Raw genomic sequence first — 18622 nt, 5'->3', positions numbered from 1 at the left:
ACTGTGACCAATGACTATTCGATCCGCGATCGTGCTGGCGGCCGGGGAGGGGGTTCGACTGCGGCCGCTGACGCGACACCGGCCGAAACCGATGCTTCCGGCGGGGACGAAGCCGATCCTCGAGCACGTCTTCGACCACCTCATCGACGCCGGGATTTCGGAGCTAACCGTCGTCGTCGGCTACGGCCGAACGACCGTCCAGTCTCACTTCGGGCCGTCCTACCGGGGCGTGCCGATCGCGTACGTCACGCAGGAGAAACAACTCGGAAGCGCCCACGCGCTCGCCGCGGCGGCGTCGAGGATCGAGGAGCCGGTGCTGGTCGTCAACGGCGATCAGTTGGTCGATCGATCGATCATCGCCGATACGATCGACCGCCACGAGTCCAGCGGCGGCGCGACGCTCGGTGTCATCGCCGATGCCGCAGTCGCCGACTACGGCGGCGTCATTACCGACACCGACGGCTCCGTGACGGAAATCGTCGAAAACCCCACCGACGATCGGAGCTACTGGCTCAACGCCGGCGTCTACGCCCTCAATCCCCGCGCGATCGAGATCATGACCGGTATCGACTCCACGGCCGGCGAGTACTCCCTCGTCGACGGGCTTTCGGCGCTAATCGAAACGGAGACGACGGTCGCTGCGGTGACGACCGACGGTATGTGGATCGATGCGACGTTCCCCTGGGATCTTCTCACGGTCGCCGAGACGTTACTCGAGACCGGGGCGGTCGCGTGTGAGCGGGCACCGTCCGCCCGGATTCACGACGCTGCAACCGTCGTGGATCCGGTCGTCGTCGCTCCGGATTGCGTGATCGGACCGGGAGCGGTCGTCGGACCGAACGTCTGTCTGGGCGAAAACGTGACCGTCGGGGCGAACGCGACGGTCGAGCACAGCGTCATCGATTCGGATACCCGAATCGGGACGGCAGCGACCGTCATCGACTGCGTGGCCGGCCGTGGTGTCGCCGTCGGCCCCGGATCGACGGTCGTCGGCGGACCGGGGGATGTCCACGTCGGCGAGACGATCCATCGAAACGAGAAGCTGGGGGCGCTCATCGCGGACCGCGCTACGGACCGCGGCGGCGTGACTTACAGACCGGGCACGATCGTCGGCTCGGAAGTCTCGATTCGGGCCGGCGCGAGGGTGGGCGGCTCGATCGACGCCGAGGCGGAGGTGCAGTGATGTGCGGAATCATCGGCGCCGCGGGTTCCGACGGCGGACCCGACGCGATCGACGTCCTCTTCGAGGGGCTGTCCGCGCTCGAGTACCGCGGCTACGATTCGGCCGGCGTGGCGCTCGCGAACAGCCCGCTCGAGGTCTACAAGGCACGGGGGGAACTCGAGGCGTTGCGATCGACCGTGCCGGCGGCCGAGCTTCGCGGGCGAACGACAGGAATCGGACACACGCGCTGGAGCACCCACGGCCCGCCGTCGGACGCGAACGCCCATCCCCACACAGACACCGACCGGCGGGTCGCGGTCGTCCACAACGGCATTATCGAGAACTACCAGTCGCTCCGGGACGAACTCATCGGGGCCGGCGTCGAGTTCGCGAGCGACACCGACACCGAGGTCGTCCCGCACCTCATCGCGTCGCAGTTGGACGCCGGAGCCGAACCCGAACCGGCGTTCCGACGGGCCGTCGATCGAATCGAGGGAAGTTACGCGATCGCAGCCGTTTTCGAGGGGGAGACGGGGATCTACGGTGTCAGAAACGAGTCCCCGCTCGTCCTCGGCGTCGGTGAGGAAACCCGGTATCTGGCCAGCGACGTTCCCGCGTTCATCGCACAGACCGACCGCGTCGTCTACCTCGAGGACGGCGAGTTCGTCCACCTCACCGGCGACGGCGTTCGCGTGACCGACTCGAGCGGTCGTCCGGTCGAGACGTCGGTCGAGACGGTCGACTGGGACGCCGAAGACACCGGAAAGAGCGGCTACGACCACTACATGCTCAAGGAGATCCACGAACAGCCCACCGCACTCCGCCAGTGTCTCCGCGGACGGGTCGACGAACTCCGGGGCGAGGTGACGCTCGAGGAGTGCTCGCTCGAGGATGCGGGCCGGATCCAGTTCGTCGCCTGCGGCACGTCGTATCACGCGGCGCTCTACGGGGCCGCGCTCTGTCGGCGCAACGGCGTCGGAGCGACCGCGTACATCGCGAGCGAGTACACGACCGATCGGATCCCCGTCGACGAGGAGACGCTCGTCGTCGGCGTCACCCAGAGCGGGGAAACGGCGGATACGCTGCGGGCGCTGCGCGAGGCCGGGCAGGCGGGTGCCCGGACGCTGGTGGTGACCAACACCGTCGGGAGTTCTGCCACGCGCGCGTGCGACGAAACCATGTACATCCGCGCCGGGCCGGAGGTCGGCGTTGCGGCGACGAAGACGTTCGCCAGCCAGCAACTCGCGCTGACGCTCCTGGCGGGCGAACTCAGCGACTCGGTCTCCTATGCGGATATCAAATCTTTGCGGGCCGTCCCCGACCAGATCCAATCCGTACTCGACACCTCGCGTGCACGGGCCGTCGCCGAGGAACTGGTCGGCTCCGACGCCTTCTTTTTCATCGGCCGGGACCTGGCGTATCCGGTCGCGCTCGAGGGCGCACTCAAGTGTAAGGAGATCACCTACGAGCACGCGGAGGGGTTCGCCGCCGGCGAGTTGAAACACGGGCCGCTGGCGCTGGTAACCGCGGACACGCCGGTGGTTGCGGTCGTCACGGGCGACGGGTCGACGGCCCGGAAGACGCTGTCGAACATCAAGGAGGTCGAAGCTCGGGACGCCCCGGTCGTGGTCGTGACCGACGGCCAATCGGAGGCCGGCCGGTACGCCGATTACGTCCTGGAGGTGCCGGCCACCGACGAGCTAAACGTCGCCGTGGTCGCGAACGTGCAGTTGCAGTTGTTCGCCTACTGGCTCGCGAACCTCATGGGGCGATCGATCGACAAACCGCGGAACCTGGCCAAAAGCGTGACCGTGGAATGAGCGACGGGGGCGTTTTCGGATGACTGAGGTCCGGTCCGTTCTCCGAACCTCGTTTCGTGGACGGGCGCTGCAGGGCGCGTTTTCGGCACGCTCTATCGGCCACTTTCAGCCCCGGTTCCGGCGAGTGATCGGACACTTACCGTCCGAATCGATCGATCACGACCGGTGTACGTACCTGAATGTTCGGAACGAAAATATGATAGCACTCTACACTCACGTACTGTCCAATGACCGACGACGCCGACTCGAGTGCGGTTTCGGATGCGACGACCGCGTTTCTCGACGACCGCGACGACGGGGAGCGTGCGCTCGAGGTCGTGCTCGAGGCCGATTCGGCGTCATCGACCTGGACGTTCGACGACATCGAACTGGATTCGGGGACGTTCGGCGAACTCGTTTCCCGCGGAATCGTCACGAAGGCGGACGGCGAGTATCGTGTCGCGGACGTCGGGGCGGTCGAGGCCGTCCTCGCCGGTGAGGAGGTTCCCAAGGAGTCGAGCGATACCGGTCCCGTCGGCGGGCTCGATTCGTTCGAACTCGGTATCTGGGGTGATCGTCGAGCGCTCGCCGGATTGGCCGGCGCACTGTTCCTCGCGTTCGTCATGCGGATCACGCAGTTTCGGTCGGTGTTTCGGGACGGTCGCGTCGTCTCCCCGGGGAACGATCCGTACTTCTATCGCTACTGGATGGAGGAACTGCTGGCGGAGTCGGCGAGTCCGACCGATATCGGGATGCTCGCGGAGATGCCTCCCGGCGCGCTCTCCCGGCGGCCGTTGACCCACGCGCTGAACTGGTGGATCGCGACGCTGTTCGGCGGCGATCAGTGGGCAGCCGAACTGGTCGCGACCTGGCTCCCCGTCGCTGCGACGCTCGCACTCGGCGTGGTCGTCTACGCGCTCGCCGTCGTCGTCACGAGGGACGTACGCGTGGGGATCGCATCCGTCGTGTTGCTCGCAGTTGCGCCCGTGCACGCGGTGTACACGCAGGTCGGCTTTCTCGAGCACCGACTGCACCAGTACTTCTGGCTGGGTGTCACGCTGCTGACGCTCGCGTGGCTCGCGGTCGATCTGACTCGACGGCGCGAATCGATGGATGCCCGGACGGCCGTCCGCGAGCATCTCGGGTCGCCAATGACGTGGATTAGTGCGGTCGTACTGGGCGTGGCGCTCGGCGTCTCGGTGCATCTCTGGGGCGGGTCACCGCTCGTGTTCATCCCGCTGGCCGTATACATCGGACTGCGAGCGGCCGTCGACGCCCGCGAGCGGATCTCGCCGACGCTGGCGAATCTCCCCGTGCTGGTCGGGCTCGGAATCGGGTCCGGACTGTCGGTCTGGCTCCACGCGAACTGGGGCTGGCGGCTGGCGTTCGTCGCCTATACGCCCGTGCTCGTACTCGGCGGTGCCGTTGCCGTTCTCGCGCTGGGTGATCTGTGGCGACATCTCGAGGTCCGTACCGGAGGATTGGTCGCGCTCGAGGCCGGCGTGGCCGGTCTGGTGCTGTACGCACTTCGGCGGCTTCGGCCCGAGAACTGGGCGGACGCTCGAGGGCGGGCCGACGACCTGCTCTTCCGGGACGGAGCCACCGAAACGGCCTCGCTGTTCACCGTCGATTACGCGGTCATTTTCGGGCCGTTGATCCAGATCGGAGTGGGCTTCTATCTCGGGCTCGCCGTCCTCGTCTGGGCGGTCTGGATCGCCTCCCGCCGGTACGAACCGGCGTGGGTACTGCTGGCGGTGTACGCGTCGGTGTTCATGGTGTTCGCGGCGATACAGGTCCGCTTTGCGGCGCAGTTTGTGATCCCGCTGTCCGTGCTGGGTGGGTTCGGATTCGTCTACGCCCTCTCGGTGATCGATCTCGCGCGGCGGCCGCTTCCGCTGCGAGGGGGGACCGGACAGGCGCGTCCTGTCGCGACCGATGGCGGGAACGACACCCGTTCGATCGCGCTTCCCGACGGGCGAAAGGCGGCGTATATCCTCGGGATCGGTTTGCTGGTCTGCGGGATGAGTTTGCTCTACGTTCCAGGTCTCTCCGGGCAGATAACGCACGACGACGGGCAGTACGAAGCCGTGGTCGCGATCGAGGAACACGCGGCGGAGACGGACCGTGCGTACCCGCAGAGCTTCGTCCTGAGCGAGTGGGGCGACAACCGGATGTACAACTACTTCGTGAGCGGGGAATCACAGCGCTACGACTACGCGATGTCGAACTACGACGACTTTCGCTCCGGCGACGACCCGGACGGCCACTACGAGCAGTTCGAAGACAGGGTCGGATACGTCGTCGTGACCGAGGTCGACGGCGACGCGCCGGCCGAGAGCGCACAGGTGAGATTGCTCGAGGATCTCGGTGCCGGCGGCGACGGTGGCGATGCGCTCGCACACTACCAGTTGCTCTCCGTGGACGACGAGCGATCCGCGGCGGCGTTCGCCGTCGTTCCGGGGGCGACGATCGACGCTCCGGGTGAGCCGGGTGACACCGTCGACGTGCGGACGGACGTGTCCGTCGGCGACGAGTCGTTCGCGTACGAACGCGAAGTACCGGTCGGGGAAGACGGTCGCCTCGAGGTGACGGTGCCGTACGCAGGTGCGTATTCGGTCGGTGACGAGCGCGTCGACGTGAGCGAGACCGACGTGATGAACGGCTCTCGGATCGAGGTCGGCGGGATCGAGGACGACTCGAACTGAGTTGACCGCCGTCCGTTCACCGGGACCGAACGATTTCCCACACGTCCTCGAGAACTTTCCACAGCTGCCGAATCACGATCGTTACGTCGAACCAGAACGACTGTTTTCGGATGTACTCGAGGTCGTAGCGCAGCTTCGCGTTCGGATCGGTGCTCTTGATATCGTTGATCTGCGCTAACCCGGTCAGTCCGGGCTTGACGAACCAGCGCTTGCGCCAGGCCGGCGCGTCTTCCTCGAGCAACACCTCTTCCTCGATCCAGGCGGCCCGCGGCCCGACGACGCTCATGTCCCCGACGAATATCGACCACAGCTGTGGCAGTTCGTCGAGATGGGTTCGCCGAAGCACTCGCCCGACGCGCGTGATCCGGTCGTTGTCCCCGTCCGCCGTCGGCGTCGCGTCCTCCCCCTCGGGAATCATCGACCGAAACTTGTACACGGGGAAGGTCTCGCCGAACCCGGCCGTCCGGTCCTGGTTGTAGAACACCGGCCCTGGACTATCGAGTTTGATCGCGGCAGCGATCACGCCCAGCACCGGCGCGAAAACGAGGAGACCAGCCAGTGCGAACGCGACATCGAACAGGCGCTTGAACAGGTGATCGAGCGGGTCCCAGGGCTCGATATCCACGTCAACTAGCTCCCCAACGTCCCCTTTCGAGATCAACACGCTGTCGGCGTACTCCCGGTGGACCTGCACGTTCACACCGTGTCTGTGGCAGGCGTCCAGCGCGCCGAAGAACTCCGCGCGATCGGCGCGTTCGAACGCGAGCACGGCCGTATCGACATCGTACTCGAGCAAGACGTCCTCGAGCCTCGAGAGCCCGCCGAGACGATCAAGCACGCCGAGTCGTCCGCGCGTCTCGATTGCCTCGAGGACGCGCTCGAGATCCCGCGATCCAGCGTCCCGGTCAGAGTTCGGATCGCCGTTCTCGATCGCCACGCCACCGTCTGTGATCGCCGCTTCCGGGTCATTACTTCGGGCCGCCGGATCCGAAAGTGCGCTCGTCGGGCACAGATAGCCGACCACCGGCCCCTCGATGGCGGGCGCGACCTGCTCGAGCTGTTCGAGGTCGTCCCCCACGAGCAGCGCCCGTTCGGATCCGCCCGCGGGTCGCCGCCGGATCCAGACGAACCAGACGGGGACGACCACGGCGAGGATCCCGATCGTCATGGCGAGCGTCGCGCGGGGCAATCTGTGCGACCACTTGAAATAGCCGAGCGTCGCCAGCGCCAGGCCGCCCGCGAGGACGCGCTGTTGCGTCAGAAAGACCGTCTGCAGGATCCGCCGCGGCCGCGGCTTGTACAGCGGGAGCAGACTCCCGGCGACCGCTACCACGCTCAACACCACCGCCCACTGGAGCGACCGCCCGGTGAGGACGGTCACCTCGAGGCGATTGAACAGCGGAACGTGGGTAGTAAACACCGATTGGGCGACGGGATGGTTCGCGGCGAGCACTGCACAGACGGTGAGAACGACCGCTCCCAGGCTACTGATAATCCGATACCGCCATCCCGTCAACATTATACGAGGGGGAAACTCTACGAATATAAACACTGTGGTGAGCCGTAGATGACAGTTAACACGCAGTTAACCGTTGTGGCTGTTGGCACTCGAAGACGGGCACGATCACTCGAGCGCGACCCGAAAAACCGAATCGGCGGACCCGGTAATCAGTGATGTACCGCGGTGAGCGCTCGGGCGCGCATCGCCGTACGGTCATCGATACGATCGAGTCAGTCACGGTCCAGCAGGGAGACGAATGCGTCCGGCGATCCGGATCGTGACTGTCACCGTCCTCCTCGTAGCACTCCCGATCGCCGAGAGTCTCAGCATTGATATTGCCAGGATCCGACAGGAAACGATTATATTATGGGAGTTACCTCATGCCAACAATGACCTGCTCGAGTGATCTTCGTCTATGCCGCTAATCGACGACGACGGCAATCTCTTCGGTGTCGTCAACGTGATCGACGCGCTCGCTGTCGTCCTCCTGGTGGCTGTTCTCGTCGCGGGTGTTGCTTTCGTCGGCGTCCTCGGTACCGACGGCGAACCGGAGACCAGGTACGCGACCGTCGACCTCGGCCCCCAGCCGGATTACGTGGTCGACCGCATCGCTGCGGGCGATACGACCACGGTCGACGGCTCCGGCCACAACGCTACCGTCACCGACGTCTACGTCACGCCGCCGCCCGGAGACGGCGAGAACGGTACCCAGCCCCGCGTGACGGTCCGGGTGGCCGTCAACGGCGAACTCGTCGACGACGCTCGAGACGGATCGGTCTTCGAGTTCGCCGGAACTCGCCTTCGGAGCGGAAGCACCCTCGAGTTCGAGACCGAGGAGTACGTCACCGACGGCGAGGTGACGAGCCTCGATCACGACGGGGACTCGCTTCAGATCGCGGAAACGGCGGTGTTGCTCGACGCGACGGTCTCCGGGACGACCACAGGCGAAATCGAACCGGGAGATGCCGTCCAGATCGGTTCCCACACCGTCGCAACGGTAACCGACCTGCAGCTGTATCCGAACGGAACCGACGAGCGACGTGCGCTCGTCGGCGTCGAACTCGTCACCCTCGAGCGCGCGACGACGCCGACGTTCGGCGGGACGTCCGTCAGCATCGACAGCGAACTCGAGTTGCACCCGGCCGACTACGACCTGACGGGCGACGTCGTTCGCCGAGGCGCGACGGTCGAAGCCGGCGAAACGACGACCACGGTCGCCGAAATCGAACTCCGGAACGTGCGGCCGTCGGTCGCTAACGAACTCGAGTCCGGGATGACGGAGACCGTTCGCGGCGAGACGCTCGCGACGGTCACGTCGGTAGAACAGACACCGGCGGAAATCGTCACCGAGAGCGAGGACGGCGGGATCCACCTCCGGGAACACCCCACGAACAAGGACGTGACGTTGACGGTCGAGTTACGCACGCAGGATACTCAGAGCGGGCTGCGCTTCCACGGTGAATCGCTCCGCGTAGGCAACAGCATCGTCCTCGATCTCGACACGACATATCTCGAGGGCGACGTCACTCGAATCGAGTGAGAGCGATGTTCGAATGCGCACGCGAGCGATCGGCCGTTTGCCGGCTCATAGCCACAGGACGCAAGCGTGTCCGAGCGGCAACCGAACGCTCCGCTCTTGCCCGGGTGCTCGGGGTTGGCAGACAGTTACGCGACTCCACGGACCCACGACCGGCGTCGTTCCTGGTGCGCCCGCTCGAAAGGGGAGTCGCTCGCTCTCGGACCCGAACAGTGCTCGCACCGGTTACGAACGTCGGAACGCGAATCCAGCGATCGGTGTCGAGTTCGCGACTCGTCGGTTTCGTAACGCGGTGCAAGCAGTGTGCAAACTCCTCCGCTGGCTATCGATGGCTCACCGCGGAACCGGAGCCCGACGTGATCGTCGTCGATCTCCGCGAGACCCGAACCGTCGGTCCCGTCATCCGGACGATCGACCGAACGGTTCGCGAACTCGCGGCGGGCGCACCGTCGTCGGCCGTCGCCGGCGCTGGAACCGCACTCGCCGCGGCCGCCCGCGATCGTCCACTGCGGGCCGTGAGCGCGTTCGGACTGCTCGCGGTTCTCGGCTCCTTCCTCGCGACCGGGCTCGCGAGTGCACTCTCCGGACCGTTGCTCGCGGTCTACCTCCTCCTCGTTGCGCTGGCCGCGCTCGGACTCCGCTCGACTCGACATCTGGACGACCTGCTCGAGACGCGAATCGTGCACACCCTCACGGCGGCGTTCGAACCGCCGGAGCCGCCGGCCACCACCGAACCGGCGGAGACAAACGGCGATACCGACGTCGGATCCGCTCTCGAGTCGGCCGGCCGTTCCACCGACGGTACGTCCAGCGACGGCGGTTGGACCGACCGGACACAGTCCTGACAAACGATGGCTACGCTCGGACGACGACCGATCGTTGTACTCCTGTGAAACCGACGAGCGCTATCCCGACAGCCCCCGTTCGACCGTTCGGACGGGCCGGCGGCGAACGGATGCTCGCTCGAGGACCCACCAGCTGGTCCCGACACCGACGGATCCCGCGAGCGCGAGGAGTGCCCGGCTGTGTTCACCGCCGACGAGCACCGCGATTCCTGCGATTGCGATGGCGATGACGAACGCTCGACCGGGACGTCCGTTCGCGATCCCCGCGACCACTGCGAGGTACACCAGCCCGAACGCGATCGATGCGACGACGTCGACGAGATAATGGACGCCGAGGGCGAGTCGGGAGAGACCGACGAGCGAGACGACCGCCGCGGCGACGGCGAACCGAGCGCGTTGCCGCCCGATCGTCGACCACAGCGCGATCGCCCCCCAGAAGATCGTCGCGGCCATCGTGTGGCCGCTGGGGAAGCCGTACTCGCTGGGTGAGACGGCGTGTAGTTCCGCGGGCGGGCGCGGCAGCGAGAGCGCCGCCTTCAGGAGTACGATGAGCGCCAATCCGCCGAAGACGACCGCGATCACGAACGCCGACCGGTCCGAACACAGCGGGCCCTCCCCGGCGTCCGTCGACCGTCGCAACGAAACGAAGACGCTCGTCACGTACAGCAGCCCCAGAACGGGGACGATCAACAGCAGGTCGCCACCGAGTGCAGCCAGCTCGAAGAGCGGAGCGGTCCACTCCGGAAGCGTCTCCCGGAGCGTCTCGGTGACTCCAATACCGCGACTCATAGACGCACACGCCACGCGAAGCGACGTAAACATCCCCGTTTCCGTTCACCGGCCACGTCGTTCCGCCACATCACTCCGTAATCCGTAGCTGACTGTAATCAGAACTGATTTGTCGACCGTCTCATAATACCGGCGCATATGAATCCCGAGCGACGCACCGTGCTGAAATGCACCGGTCTGACAGCAGCCGCCTCGACGGCGGGGCTGGCCGGCTGTCTCGATACCGTCGGATTCGGTGGCGGCGGTGAGGGAAGCGAGTATCCGCCCTCCGAAAGTTGGCTAGCCGCGACCGACGGCAGCATCGAGTTCGGCACCCTCGAGTGGGCCGCCCTCGAAGAGTTCGAGGCCCTCGAAGACGAGGTCGACCGCGAGGCGTCCGACGAGGCGGACGACGGTGCGCTCGTCCACGAGACCGACCTGTTGCTCGAGATGCCGGCGATGGGCGCGTTGATCATCGCCCTCGGCGTTGGCTTCGGATTCTGGGGTACCGGACTGGACGGAATCATCACCACGGACGGCGACGATGACGGCGACACGGCAGCCGATTTCGAGACGACGGTCGAGGAGCTGCTCTGGATCAACGACGTCTACGTCCTCGCCGGCGAGATCGATACCGAGGAAATCGTCGACGCACTCACCGAGGAACCTGACGATGCGGTCTCGATGACGCGGATCTACGAGCGAAGCGACGAGTACGCCGACTACGAACTGTACGAACCGGCCGAGAACGACGACGAGTACGCGATCTCGTCACCGGACGACGCGATCGCCGTCAGCGAGGACGCGATCATCTATGCCGGCAACGCCGACGAAACCGACGCGACCGAGCGGATCCGACGGGTGCTCGACGTCCGAGAGGGCGACAGCGACGGTGCGACGGACGTCCTCGAGGAGTTCGGCTGGCTCCTCGAGACGGCCGGCCACGGCCAGATGGTCATCGGCATGGCTGGCGAATTAGATGAAGACGACGCCGACGGGCCAGCGGAAGACGACCTCGACGATCCAGCCGGAGACGACGAATTCGAGTCGGCGACCGGACTCGTCAGTTCCCTCTCCGTCGAGGACGGCGGCGGACTCAGCGCCGACTACGCGATGACCTTCGAGAGCATCGACGACGATACCAAAGCCGAACTCGAGGATACGCTCGGCGTCTCGGCCGACGACGTGACTATCGAGTTCGACGACGATCGACTGACCGCATCTGCGAGTTGGGACGACGCCGACATCCTCGAGTAATCGGCAGTCGCGTCGTGTCGGGAATCCGTGTCGACGGGTCCCTGAAGCCGGTCGTGGATCGTTCCACGGACGTCTCCCAGCAGTATCGGCGGTCCGCTACAGAAAAGCGACCACGAAACCGGCTCTCACGTCGTTTAGAACGGGAACAGCGAGTCCGCCTCGGCGTCTCGCTTTAGCAGTTCGATCTCGTGGCCGTCCTGATCCTTCGTGAACGCGTACATGTTGTCACAGCTTTCGGGGTCGCGATAATCCGGGGCCTCCCGAACCTGCAGTTGGTCCCAGTCTTCCTCGAGGTCGTCGAGGCGGACACAGAGGTGACCCCATGCGTCGCCCATCGTGTACGAGCGCCCGTCGTAGTTGTAGGTGAGTTCGACGGACATCGCCTCGGGCGCGGCGTCCGTCGGTTCGACGAAATAGTTCGCGAAGGTGTCGGACTCCCAGCGGCCCACCTCGTCGTAGCCGAACTTCCGGGTCCAGAAACCGAGCGCCTCGTCGGCGTCCTCGACGCGGATCATGGTGTGATCGAGCGACCACTTCGCACCCTGATCGCGCTGGACGATCTCGATCTCGTGACCGTCGGGGTCTTTCACGAACGCGTAGCGCCCGCCACAGCTTTCGGGGTCGCGATAGTCCGCGACGCCCTCGTCCATGAGCCCTTGGTAGTGGTCCTCGAGTTCGCCCTCGGGAACGCGAACGGCAATGTGCCCCCACGCGTCGCCGACTTCGAGATCGTCCTCGCCCTCGTTGTGGGTAAGTTCGAGCATCGCCCCGTCCTCGTGCATGTCCTCCGGGCCGAGGTAGACGATCGTGAAGTCGTCGCCCTCGTAGCGATCTTTTTCCTCGTACGCGAGGTGGGTCCCGTACCAGTCGAGCGATTCCTCGAGATCGGCGACGCGAATCATTGTGTGATCGAGCGTTCCATCCATACCCGGAACTCACACCAGCGGACGGCAAAAACGTGGCGAACGCGGCGGTCTACTCGGCTTGCTGCTCGCGATCGGCGGTCTCCTCGAGCGAGTTCGAGGCGATCGGATGAAGCCCCTTTCGAGCGCCGTCGAACTCCGACAGCCCGCGAACGAGGACGGCGAGTAGAACGACGCTGATCGGAAGGAAGAACGCGGGCGAGAGACCGAGATAGCCGTAGAGCAAGTAACAGATCACCACGACGAAGATGACCGTTCCGGCGTACGGTAACTGGGTTCGAACGTGATCGATCAGATCGGCCCCGGTGAACGTCGATGAGAGCACCGAGGTGTCGGAGATCGGCGACGTGTGGTCGCCGAAGATCGCACCCGAGAAGACGGCTCCGACGACGATCGGCATGAGTTCGAACGTCCCCGTCAGTTCGTACGCGATCTCGATCGCGATCGGTGTCACGATTCCCATCGTCGCCCACGACGATCCCATCGTGAACGCGATGAACGCCGCCACGAACAGGATCGCGATAGGGAGGATCGCAACCGGAATCGTATCGCCGACACTGCTGGCGACGTACTCTCCTGTCCCGAGCGCCGTCGCGACGTCGCTGATCGCCCACGCGAGGATGAGGATCGTCACGGCCGTTACCATGAGTTTGAACCCGTCGAGGACGCTCTCGATCCCGTCGCCGAGATCGAAGAGATCGTAACCGACGCCGATCGCGATCGCGGTCGCGACCATTGCGAACGACCCCCAGACTAAGGCCCCGGCGAAGTCACCAGCGCCGATGACGTCGACGAGCACCTGCAACGCGCCCACTTCGTCCGCGGCCGCTCCGATCGTAGCCGGGTCGCCAGCTTCCGCCTGATCGGCGGTCCACGACTCGTACCCCGTCCAGAACGCACCCGCCAGCGTGACCGCGATCAGGACGACGACGGGTGTGAAGAACGTCCGAAGCATCGGCCGATCTCCGATCGGTTCGCCGAGATCCTCCTCGACTTTCTGTAACGGCTGTGCACCCTCGCGGTTGACCTTTCCGGTCGTCCGCGCGCGGTGTTCGGCATCGAGCATCTCGCCGTAGTCCCGTCCGGTATAGACGATGATCCCAACCATGACGATCGCCAGCAGCGCGTAGGTATTGTAGGGGATCGACCAGACGAACGTCTCGAACGCGGAAGGTGCCCCTTCGAGACCCTCGTACGCGTCAGCGATCAACGAAAGCTGAAACGCGACCCAACTCGAGAGGCCGATCGTCGCCACGGGCGCGGCCGTCGAGTCGACGATGTACGATAACTTCTCGCGGGAAATGCGCATCTGATCCGAGATCTCGCGCATCGTACTGCCGACGATCGCCGTGTTGGCGTAATCGTCGAAGAACATGAGCAACCCGAGAATCCACGTCGCCAGACCGACGTTCCGCCTCGTCTCGAGGCGAGCCGTCGCCCACTCCCGAACGGCCATCGCGCCGCCGAGTCGCCAGATGAGCGCGACGCCGGATCCCAACAGGAGCGTAAAAAGGAGGATCTGGACGTGGAAGCCGTCGTCGGCGATGATCGCGCCGACGATCCAGTCGAACGTCTGTGCGATACCGAGGCTCTCGGTGTAGATGACGGCACCCGACCAGATCCCGAGGAACAACGACAGCATCGGGCGTCTGGTGACGATCGCGAGAACGATCGCGAGCAACGGCGGGAGCAGCGATAGCGCACCAAAGTCGGACATAGTCGATACTCATCGAGGATTCAAATAATATTACTCATCCGTTATCTGAGAGATTTCTCACAAGTAGTCGACGAACGCTACCGCATCGATTGCGACACCCGCCGACGGAACCGTCTTACCGACGCAGAATCAGCTTCAACACGTCCTCGTCCTCGAGAACGTGGTCCTTTCCGACCTGCTGTTGGTCGTGGGTCGCGCTGGGTCCCGTGACGCGAGCGAAGCGGAACCGCTCTTGCATCTCGCCGCCGAGCTTTTCGATGGCTTCGTCGACGGTCGTTCCCCGCTCGACGACGAGCGGTTCCTCCCAGTCGATCCCGCGACCGGGTTTTTCCATGTAGACGCGAATGAGTCCGAGGTTCTCCCAGATGCGATCTTTGAGCACGTCGAGTCCCTTCTCTTTCTCGGCGCTGATGAACGTCACGTCCTCGGGATCCAGGTCGCGCTCGCGGAGTTGCTCGTCGACCGTCTCCTTGTAGTCGGGATCGATCAGATCGACCTTGTTCACGCAGGTGATCGACGGGATGTACTCCCGGTTTTTCATCAGCCCGTCGATCAGTCGATCGATCGTGACTTTCTCCTGTAAGTTGAGGACCGCGTTCACGTAACCGTGTTCGCGAAGCACGTCGGAGATCGTCTCCTCGTCCAAGTCCTGGTCGGCGCTCGAGGTGATCTTGATGCCGTCTTTGATCTTCGGGCGCACCGTGACCCGCGGGGGTTCCTGATCGACGCGAATGTTGATGTCGTAGAGTTCCTCCTGCAGGCGCTCGTACTGGTCAATCTCGAACACCGAGAGCATGAAGATGATCAGATCGGCGTTGCGGACCACCGCGAGCACCTGCTGGCCGTCGCCTTTCCCCGTCGCCGCGCCCTCGATCAGTCCAGGGACGTCGAGCATCTGGATGTTCGCCCCGCGGTGGTTGAGCATTCCGGGGTTGACGTCCAGCGTCGTGAACTCGTAGGAGCCCGTCTCGCTCTCCGCGTTGGTCAGCGAATTCAACAGCGAGGACTTCCCGACGCTCGGAAAGCCGACCAGCGCAACGGTCGCGTCCCCGTGTTTCTCGACGGAGTAGCCGGTTCCGCCGCCCGAGGAGCTCTGATTCTCGAGTTTCTCCTTTTTCTCCGCGAGCTTGGACTTCAGCCGACCGATGTGGGCCTCCGTCGACTTGTTGTAGGGCGTGTTGGCGATTTCATCTTCGATTTCCTCGATTTCGTCCTCGAGCCCCATTTGTCTGTATCCAGCCGGTCGTGCGGAAAAACCCTTTCGACCCCTTCACGCTGTGCGGGGATCGCCGCTACGAGGTGCCAGACGGCCGCGATAGCGCGTTCGTTCCGGATGCTGCTCGTCAGTCTTCGGGGAGCGGAGCCGAAAACGTCGTCGCGCGGCTGATCGTCCGACGGCAGCGCGGTTCGGAGCGAGCGAGAACCGCGGAGATGCGATCAGCGTGTGGATCGTTTCAGTTGCTACTATAGTTGGGACGGTACTGGACGACGATGGCATCCTTGACGACCTGGATACAGTCGATAGGGACGAGGAGACGGTCATCCTCGTTGGTTTCGAAATTAACCGACCGGGCCTCCTCCCGCTGGGACGGTTCGACGACGAGATCGACGAGTTCGCCGGATACCGGGTTCAGCGTGATATTGTGAACCAGACCGAACTCAACGCCGTCGACGCCGACCACGGACTTCTCCGTAAGCGTTTTCGCGAACACTTCGCTCATAGTCCCCGGTCCATCAGCACCGCTCATAAACGTCTAGGTGCGTTCGACGACGAACCGGCCGCTCTCGATAGTTGCGCTCCTCAGAAGAAACGATATGGGTCCGTTAGATAGTCACGCCGGGCCCAATTTACCTCCTGACCGCACGACTGCAGGGTGATCACTGGGCGAATCAGTTCGGCTGGTACCATCGCGGCTTCTACGAGAGACGACCCGTTCACTTGGTTTCGAAACCGGCCGGCACCGGCCGTCGGCGGTTCCGACTCGAGACCGACACCCACTCAAGCGAATCACCCAACACATCGATAGTGAACGTTCTCGAGCGGTTCCAGACGCTGTTCGTGATGGCGGGGATCGGAATCGGTCTCGCGGCGTCGCAGATCGACGGCGTTCCCGCCATCGCAGAGCGACTCATCCTTCCGTTCTTGGTGGTCATGCTGTTCGCCGCGTTCGCGGGGATCCCCCTCGCGAATCTCCGGCGAGCCTTCGGGAATCGGCGCGTCGTCGGCTCGAGTCTCGCGGTGAACTTCCTCTGGAATCCGCTGCTCGCGGTCGGTCTCGGGGCGGTCTTTCTCGCCGATCAGCCGGCGCTCTGGGTCGGTCTGCTCATGTTGCTCGTCACCCCCTGTACCGACTGGTACCTGATCTTCACCGATCTGGCCAACGGCGACGTGTCACTCGCGACGTCGCTGCTTCCGTACAACCTCGTCTTCCAACTGCTCTTGCTCCCGGTCTATCTCTATGTCTTCGCGGATGCGCTCGTAGATCTTCGGCTTCGGTTCCTCCTCGAGAGCGTCCTGCTGGTGCTGGTCGTTCCCCTCGTCCTCGCCGGGATCGCGCGCCGCGCGCTCACGGGATTGAAGGGACGGGAGTGGCTCACCGATCGATTCCTCCCGAAACTCGGCCCCGTTCAGATCGCCTTTCTCGCGCTCGCGGTCGCCGCGATGTTCGCCTCGCAGGGCGACCTCGTCCTCGAGCGACCCGACGTGTTGGCCCTGCTCGCCGTCCCCGTCCTCGCGTTCTACGTCATCAACTTCTCGCTCGGCCTCGCGATCGGTCGACTGCTCGAGTTCTCCTACGGTGAGGTCGCCTGCTTCAACTGTACGATCCTCTCGAGAAACTCGCCGACTGCGCTCGCCATCGCCGTCGTCGCCTTCCCCGACGAGCCCCTGATCGCGCTGGCGCTGGTGATCGGCCCGCTGCTCGAGTTGCCGCTGTTGTCGGTGGTGGCGAACCTGTTGAACCGACTCGAGGCCCGCGGCTGGGACGCCGGTGAGGGGCTGTTCGCCTGAGTGTATTCGGACATCCGCGACTGGACTACCGCTCCGGATGCGTCGGCCCGTCGAACCCGCCGCGAACCAGCGGCTTCGAAATGTGTCTTCGCGCACACGGGGGCACTTCGTACCAGCCGACCTCGAGGTCGCGCTCGAGGTCGCGCTGAGCTTTCCCGTCGGCGTTCGTTTTGCAGTCTCGACACCGATACCCCTGATCGCGACCGGCGCTCTCCATCGTTCGCTCGCAGTCCGGACAGATGGGTGTCACGCGCTCGGTGGTCACGAGGTCCCGGATCGCGATCTTCTCGAGTTTGAGGGTCCCCCGTGACGCCTCGCCGCAGGCGGTGATCCGATCGCCGACGCGAAGCGACCGAATCCGGTCGCGAAAGCGTTTCGTCGGCTCGAACGCGGCGCACTCGAGCGACGGCGGCCGTCCGTCATCGCCGCTCCGGACGCCCTCGAGGTCGAAAAAGACGTGTCCTCCGCGTCGCGTCTCAGGCGAACTCGCGACGCGACCGTCGAGGCGATAGGCGCGGCCGTCCGCGACCGACTCGAGCGTCCCGTCCCGCAAGTGGGCGTCCGTCCCCTGGTTGGTCACGAACAGCTGACTCGAGGCGACGGGTTCGCCCTCGATGCCCTCGGCGACGGCGCGAACGGTTTCGGGGTCGTCACCGCGAACGCCGTGCAGGATCGGACCCGGAGTGTGGGGAACGCAGACGGTCTCGTCCTCGCCGCGGTCGACCGTGTCCCAGACGGCGGGATAGCCCCGGTCGGCCGCGGCGAACACGCTCTCGGGGTCGACCTCGCGCGGCGTCCCCCACCGGTCGGATTCGCGGTAGGAAATACGTTCGTAGGTCCATCCTTCGAGCCCCTTCCAGCTGCCGATCGCAGCCAGCGCGCCGATCCGACCGCGGCCGTCGCCGGCGTGCCACGATCGATAGCCGTGGCGCTCGAGCAACGCCGTCGCGTCGGTGATCTCGAGGTGGTCGCGAACCGCGCGCCCGGTGAACGTCGATACGGCGGCGGGAACGTCGTCGGGTTCGCCCGGGGCCACCACCAGTCCCGGATTCGTCCGCTCGTCGGCGGTTTCGGCGAGCGACTCGAGGCGGTCGCGAGCGATATCGAAGGCCCGGTCCGGCTCGCAGTCGGTGTGAATCGCGAGCGCTGCGTTCCCCCGCGTCTTGTACTCGACGGCGGGATTCAGTCGGACGAGGAGGAGTCGCGAAACCGGGTCGTCGCCGTCGCTCGCGCGGCGAAGTCGCTCCGCGATCTCCGCGGCGACGTAGGTCGTACACATCCCGCGCTCGCGGGAGTCGGTATCGTCGAGTCCGACGACGGTCATCGCCGGCGCTTGGGCTGCGAGCGAGTAACCCCTTTCGGGACGGACCGAATCGGGCAGTTTCAGGGACTGACTGC

The 18622-nt window shown here is 64.9% G+C and carries 14 protein-coding genes; 7 read left to right on the top strand and 7 right to left on the bottom strand.

The genetic code is table 11. The features are described 5' to 3' along the window. Positions 1 to 10: 10 nt before the first annotated feature. The 3 genes from DWB23_RS02100 (at position 11) to DWB23_RS02090 (ending at position 5666) form a co-directional block, all read left to right on the top strand. Positions 11 to 1183, top strand: a complete 1173-nt coding sequence (locus DWB23_RS02100) for a sugar phosphate nucleotidyltransferase (RefSeq protein ID WP_121741154.1) — start codon at positions 11 to 13, stop codon at positions 1181 to 1183. Then, complete coding sequence (gene glmS / locus DWB23_RS02095) at positions 1183 to 2982, top strand: glutamine--fructose-6-phosphate transaminase (isomerizing) (protein WP_121741153.1); 1800 nt, start codon at positions 1183 to 1185, stop codon at positions 2980 to 2982. Before DWB23_RS02100 ends, glmS begins: the two co-directional genes overlap by 1 nt. A gap of 227 nt (positions 2983 to 3209) precedes the next feature. Next, positions 3210 to 5666, top strand: a complete 2457-nt coding sequence (locus tag DWB23_RS02090; RefSeq protein ID WP_121741152.1) for an MFS transporter — start codon at positions 3210 to 3212, stop codon at positions 5664 to 5666. A 16-nt stretch (positions 5667 to 5682) separates the two neighbouring features. Here DWB23_RS02090 and DWB23_RS02085 read toward each other — a convergent pair whose 3' ends face one another. After that, the gene (locus DWB23_RS02085; RefSeq protein WP_121741151.1) at positions 5683 to 7185 is read right to left on the bottom strand and encodes a sugar transferase; all 1503 of its coding nucleotides are present in this window, start codon (positions 7183 to 7185) and stop codon (positions 5683 to 5685) included. A gap of 397 nt (positions 7186 to 7582) precedes the next feature. On the opposite strand from DWB23_RS02085, the gene DWB23_RS02080 reads away from it, so the two are divergent. Further along, positions 7583 to 8707 carry a DUF4330 family protein gene (locus DWB23_RS02080; protein ID WP_121741150.1) on the top strand — a complete coding sequence of 375 codons (1125 nt, stop codon included), beginning with the start codon at positions 7583 to 7585 and terminating at the stop codon, positions 8705 to 8707. 254 nt (positions 8708 to 8961) lie between these two features. After that, on the top strand, positions 8962 to 9549 hold the full coding sequence (locus DWB23_RS02075) for a hypothetical protein (RefSeq protein ID WP_162989724.1): 588 nt from the start codon (positions 8962 to 8964) through the stop codon (positions 9547 to 9549). 60 nt (positions 9550 to 9609) lie between these two features. Here the strand turns inward: DWB23_RS02075 and DWB23_RS02070 are convergent, their stop codons facing one another. After that, a complete protein-coding gene (locus DWB23_RS02070) occupies positions 9610 to 10338 on the bottom strand; it encodes a phosphatase PAP2 family protein (protein ID WP_121741148.1) in 729 nt (242 codons plus the stop codon). A gap of 138 nt (positions 10339 to 10476) precedes the next feature. Between DWB23_RS02070 and DWB23_RS02065 the strand changes: the two genes are divergently transcribed. Then, positions 10477 to 11574: a hypothetical protein gene (locus tag DWB23_RS02065; protein WP_121741147.1), complete on the top strand. Its 1098-nt coding sequence runs from the start codon at positions 10477 to 10479 to the stop codon at positions 11572 to 11574. Positions 11575 to 11708: 134 nt separating this feature from the next. Here DWB23_RS02065 and DWB23_RS02060 read toward each other — a convergent pair whose 3' ends face one another. The 4 genes from DWB23_RS02060 to DWB23_RS02045 form a co-directional block, all read right to left on the bottom strand. Further along, positions 11709 to 12500: a VOC family protein gene (locus DWB23_RS02060; RefSeq protein WP_121741146.1), complete on the bottom strand. Its 792-nt coding sequence runs from the start codon at positions 12498 to 12500 to the stop codon at positions 11709 to 11711. Between the two features lie 49 nt (positions 12501 to 12549). Next, a complete protein-coding gene (locus DWB23_RS02055) occupies positions 12550 to 14214 on the bottom strand; it encodes a Na+/H+ antiporter NhaC family protein (protein ID WP_121741145.1) in 1665 nt (554 codons plus the stop codon). Between the two features lie 115 nt (positions 14215 to 14329). Further along, positions 14330 to 15439: an OBG GTPase family GTP-binding protein gene (locus tag DWB23_RS02050; protein ID WP_121741144.1), complete on the bottom strand. Its 1110-nt coding sequence runs from the start codon at positions 15437 to 15439 to the stop codon at positions 14330 to 14332. 229 nt (positions 15440 to 15668) lie between these two features. Next, positions 15669 to 15935 carry a PRC-barrel domain-containing protein gene (locus DWB23_RS02045; RefSeq protein WP_121741143.1) on the bottom strand — a complete coding sequence of 89 codons (267 nt, stop codon included), beginning with the start codon at positions 15933 to 15935 and terminating at the stop codon, positions 15669 to 15671. Positions 15936 to 16240: 305 nt separating this feature from the next. Here DWB23_RS02045 and DWB23_RS02040 point away from each other — a divergent pair, with 305 nt between their 5' ends. After that, positions 16241 to 17224, top strand: a complete 984-nt coding sequence (locus tag DWB23_RS02040; protein ID WP_121741142.1) for an arsenic resistance protein — start codon at positions 16241 to 16243, stop codon at positions 17222 to 17224. A 25-nt stretch (positions 17225 to 17249) separates the two neighbouring features. On the opposite strand, the gene DWB23_RS02035 is transcribed toward DWB23_RS02040, so the two are convergent. Continuing rightward, positions 17250 to 18548, bottom strand: coding sequence for a tRNA(Ile)(2)-agmatinylcytidine synthase (locus DWB23_RS02035; protein WP_121741141.1), 1299 nt, complete (start codon positions 18546 to 18548; stop codon positions 17250 to 17252). Positions 18549 to 18622: the final 74 nt, after the last annotated feature.

It is taken from the genome of Natronorubrum halophilum, assembly GCF_003670115.1.
GTDB lineage: Archaea > Halobacteriota > Halobacteria > Halobacteriales > Natrialbaceae > Natronorubrum > Natronorubrum halophilum.
The sequence above is the reverse complement of the archived record's forward strand: the minus strand, read 5'-3'. Positions and strand labels throughout refer to the sequence as shown.

What these genes read in the sequence shown, in the direction of transcription:
- DWB23_RS02055 (WP_121741145.1), bottom strand. Translation starts at nt 14,214, where the DNA reads ATGTCCGACTTTGGTGCGCTATCGCTGCTCCCGCCGTTGCTCGCGATC.
- DWB23_RS02050 (WP_121741144.1), bottom strand. Translation starts at nt 15,439, where the DNA reads ATGGGGCTCGAGGACGAAATCGAGGAAATCGAAGATGAAATCGCCAAC.
- DWB23_RS02060 (WP_121741146.1), bottom strand. Translation starts at nt 12,500, where the DNA reads ATGGATGGAACGCTCGATCACACAATGATTCGCGTCGCCGATCTCGAG.
- DWB23_RS02045 (WP_121741143.1), bottom strand. Translation starts at nt 15,935, where the DNA reads ATGAGCGAAGTGTTCGCGAAAACGCTTACGGAGAAGTCCGTGGTCGGC.
- DWB23_RS02070 (WP_121741148.1), bottom strand. Translation starts at nt 10,338, where the DNA reads ATGAGTCGCGGTATTGGAGTCACCGAGACGCTCCGGGAGACGCTTCCG.
- glmS (WP_121741153.1), top strand. Translation starts at nt 1,183, where the DNA reads ATGTGCGGAATCATCGGCGCCGCGGGTTCCGACGGCGGACCCGACGCG.
- DWB23_RS02080 (WP_121741150.1), top strand. Translation starts at nt 7,583, where the DNA reads ATGCCGCTAATCGACGACGACGGCAATCTCTTCGGTGTCGTCAACGTG.
- DWB23_RS02035 (WP_121741141.1), bottom strand. Translation starts at nt 18,548, where the DNA reads ATGACCGTCGTCGGACTCGACGATACCGACTCCCGCGAGCGCGGGATG.
- DWB23_RS02085 (WP_121741151.1), bottom strand. Translation starts at nt 7,185, where the DNA reads ATGTTGACGGGATGGCGGTATCGGATTATCAGTAGCCTGGGAGCGGTC.
- DWB23_RS02100 (WP_121741154.1), top strand. Translation starts at nt 11, where the DNA reads ATGACTATTCGATCCGCGATCGTGCTGGCGGCCGGGGAGGGGGTTCGA.
- DWB23_RS02065 (WP_121741147.1), top strand. Translation starts at nt 10,477, where the DNA reads ATGAATCCCGAGCGACGCACCGTGCTGAAATGCACCGGTCTGACAGCA.
- DWB23_RS02090 (WP_121741152.1), top strand. Translation starts at nt 3,210, where the DNA reads ATGACCGACGACGCCGACTCGAGTGCGGTTTCGGATGCGACGACCGCG.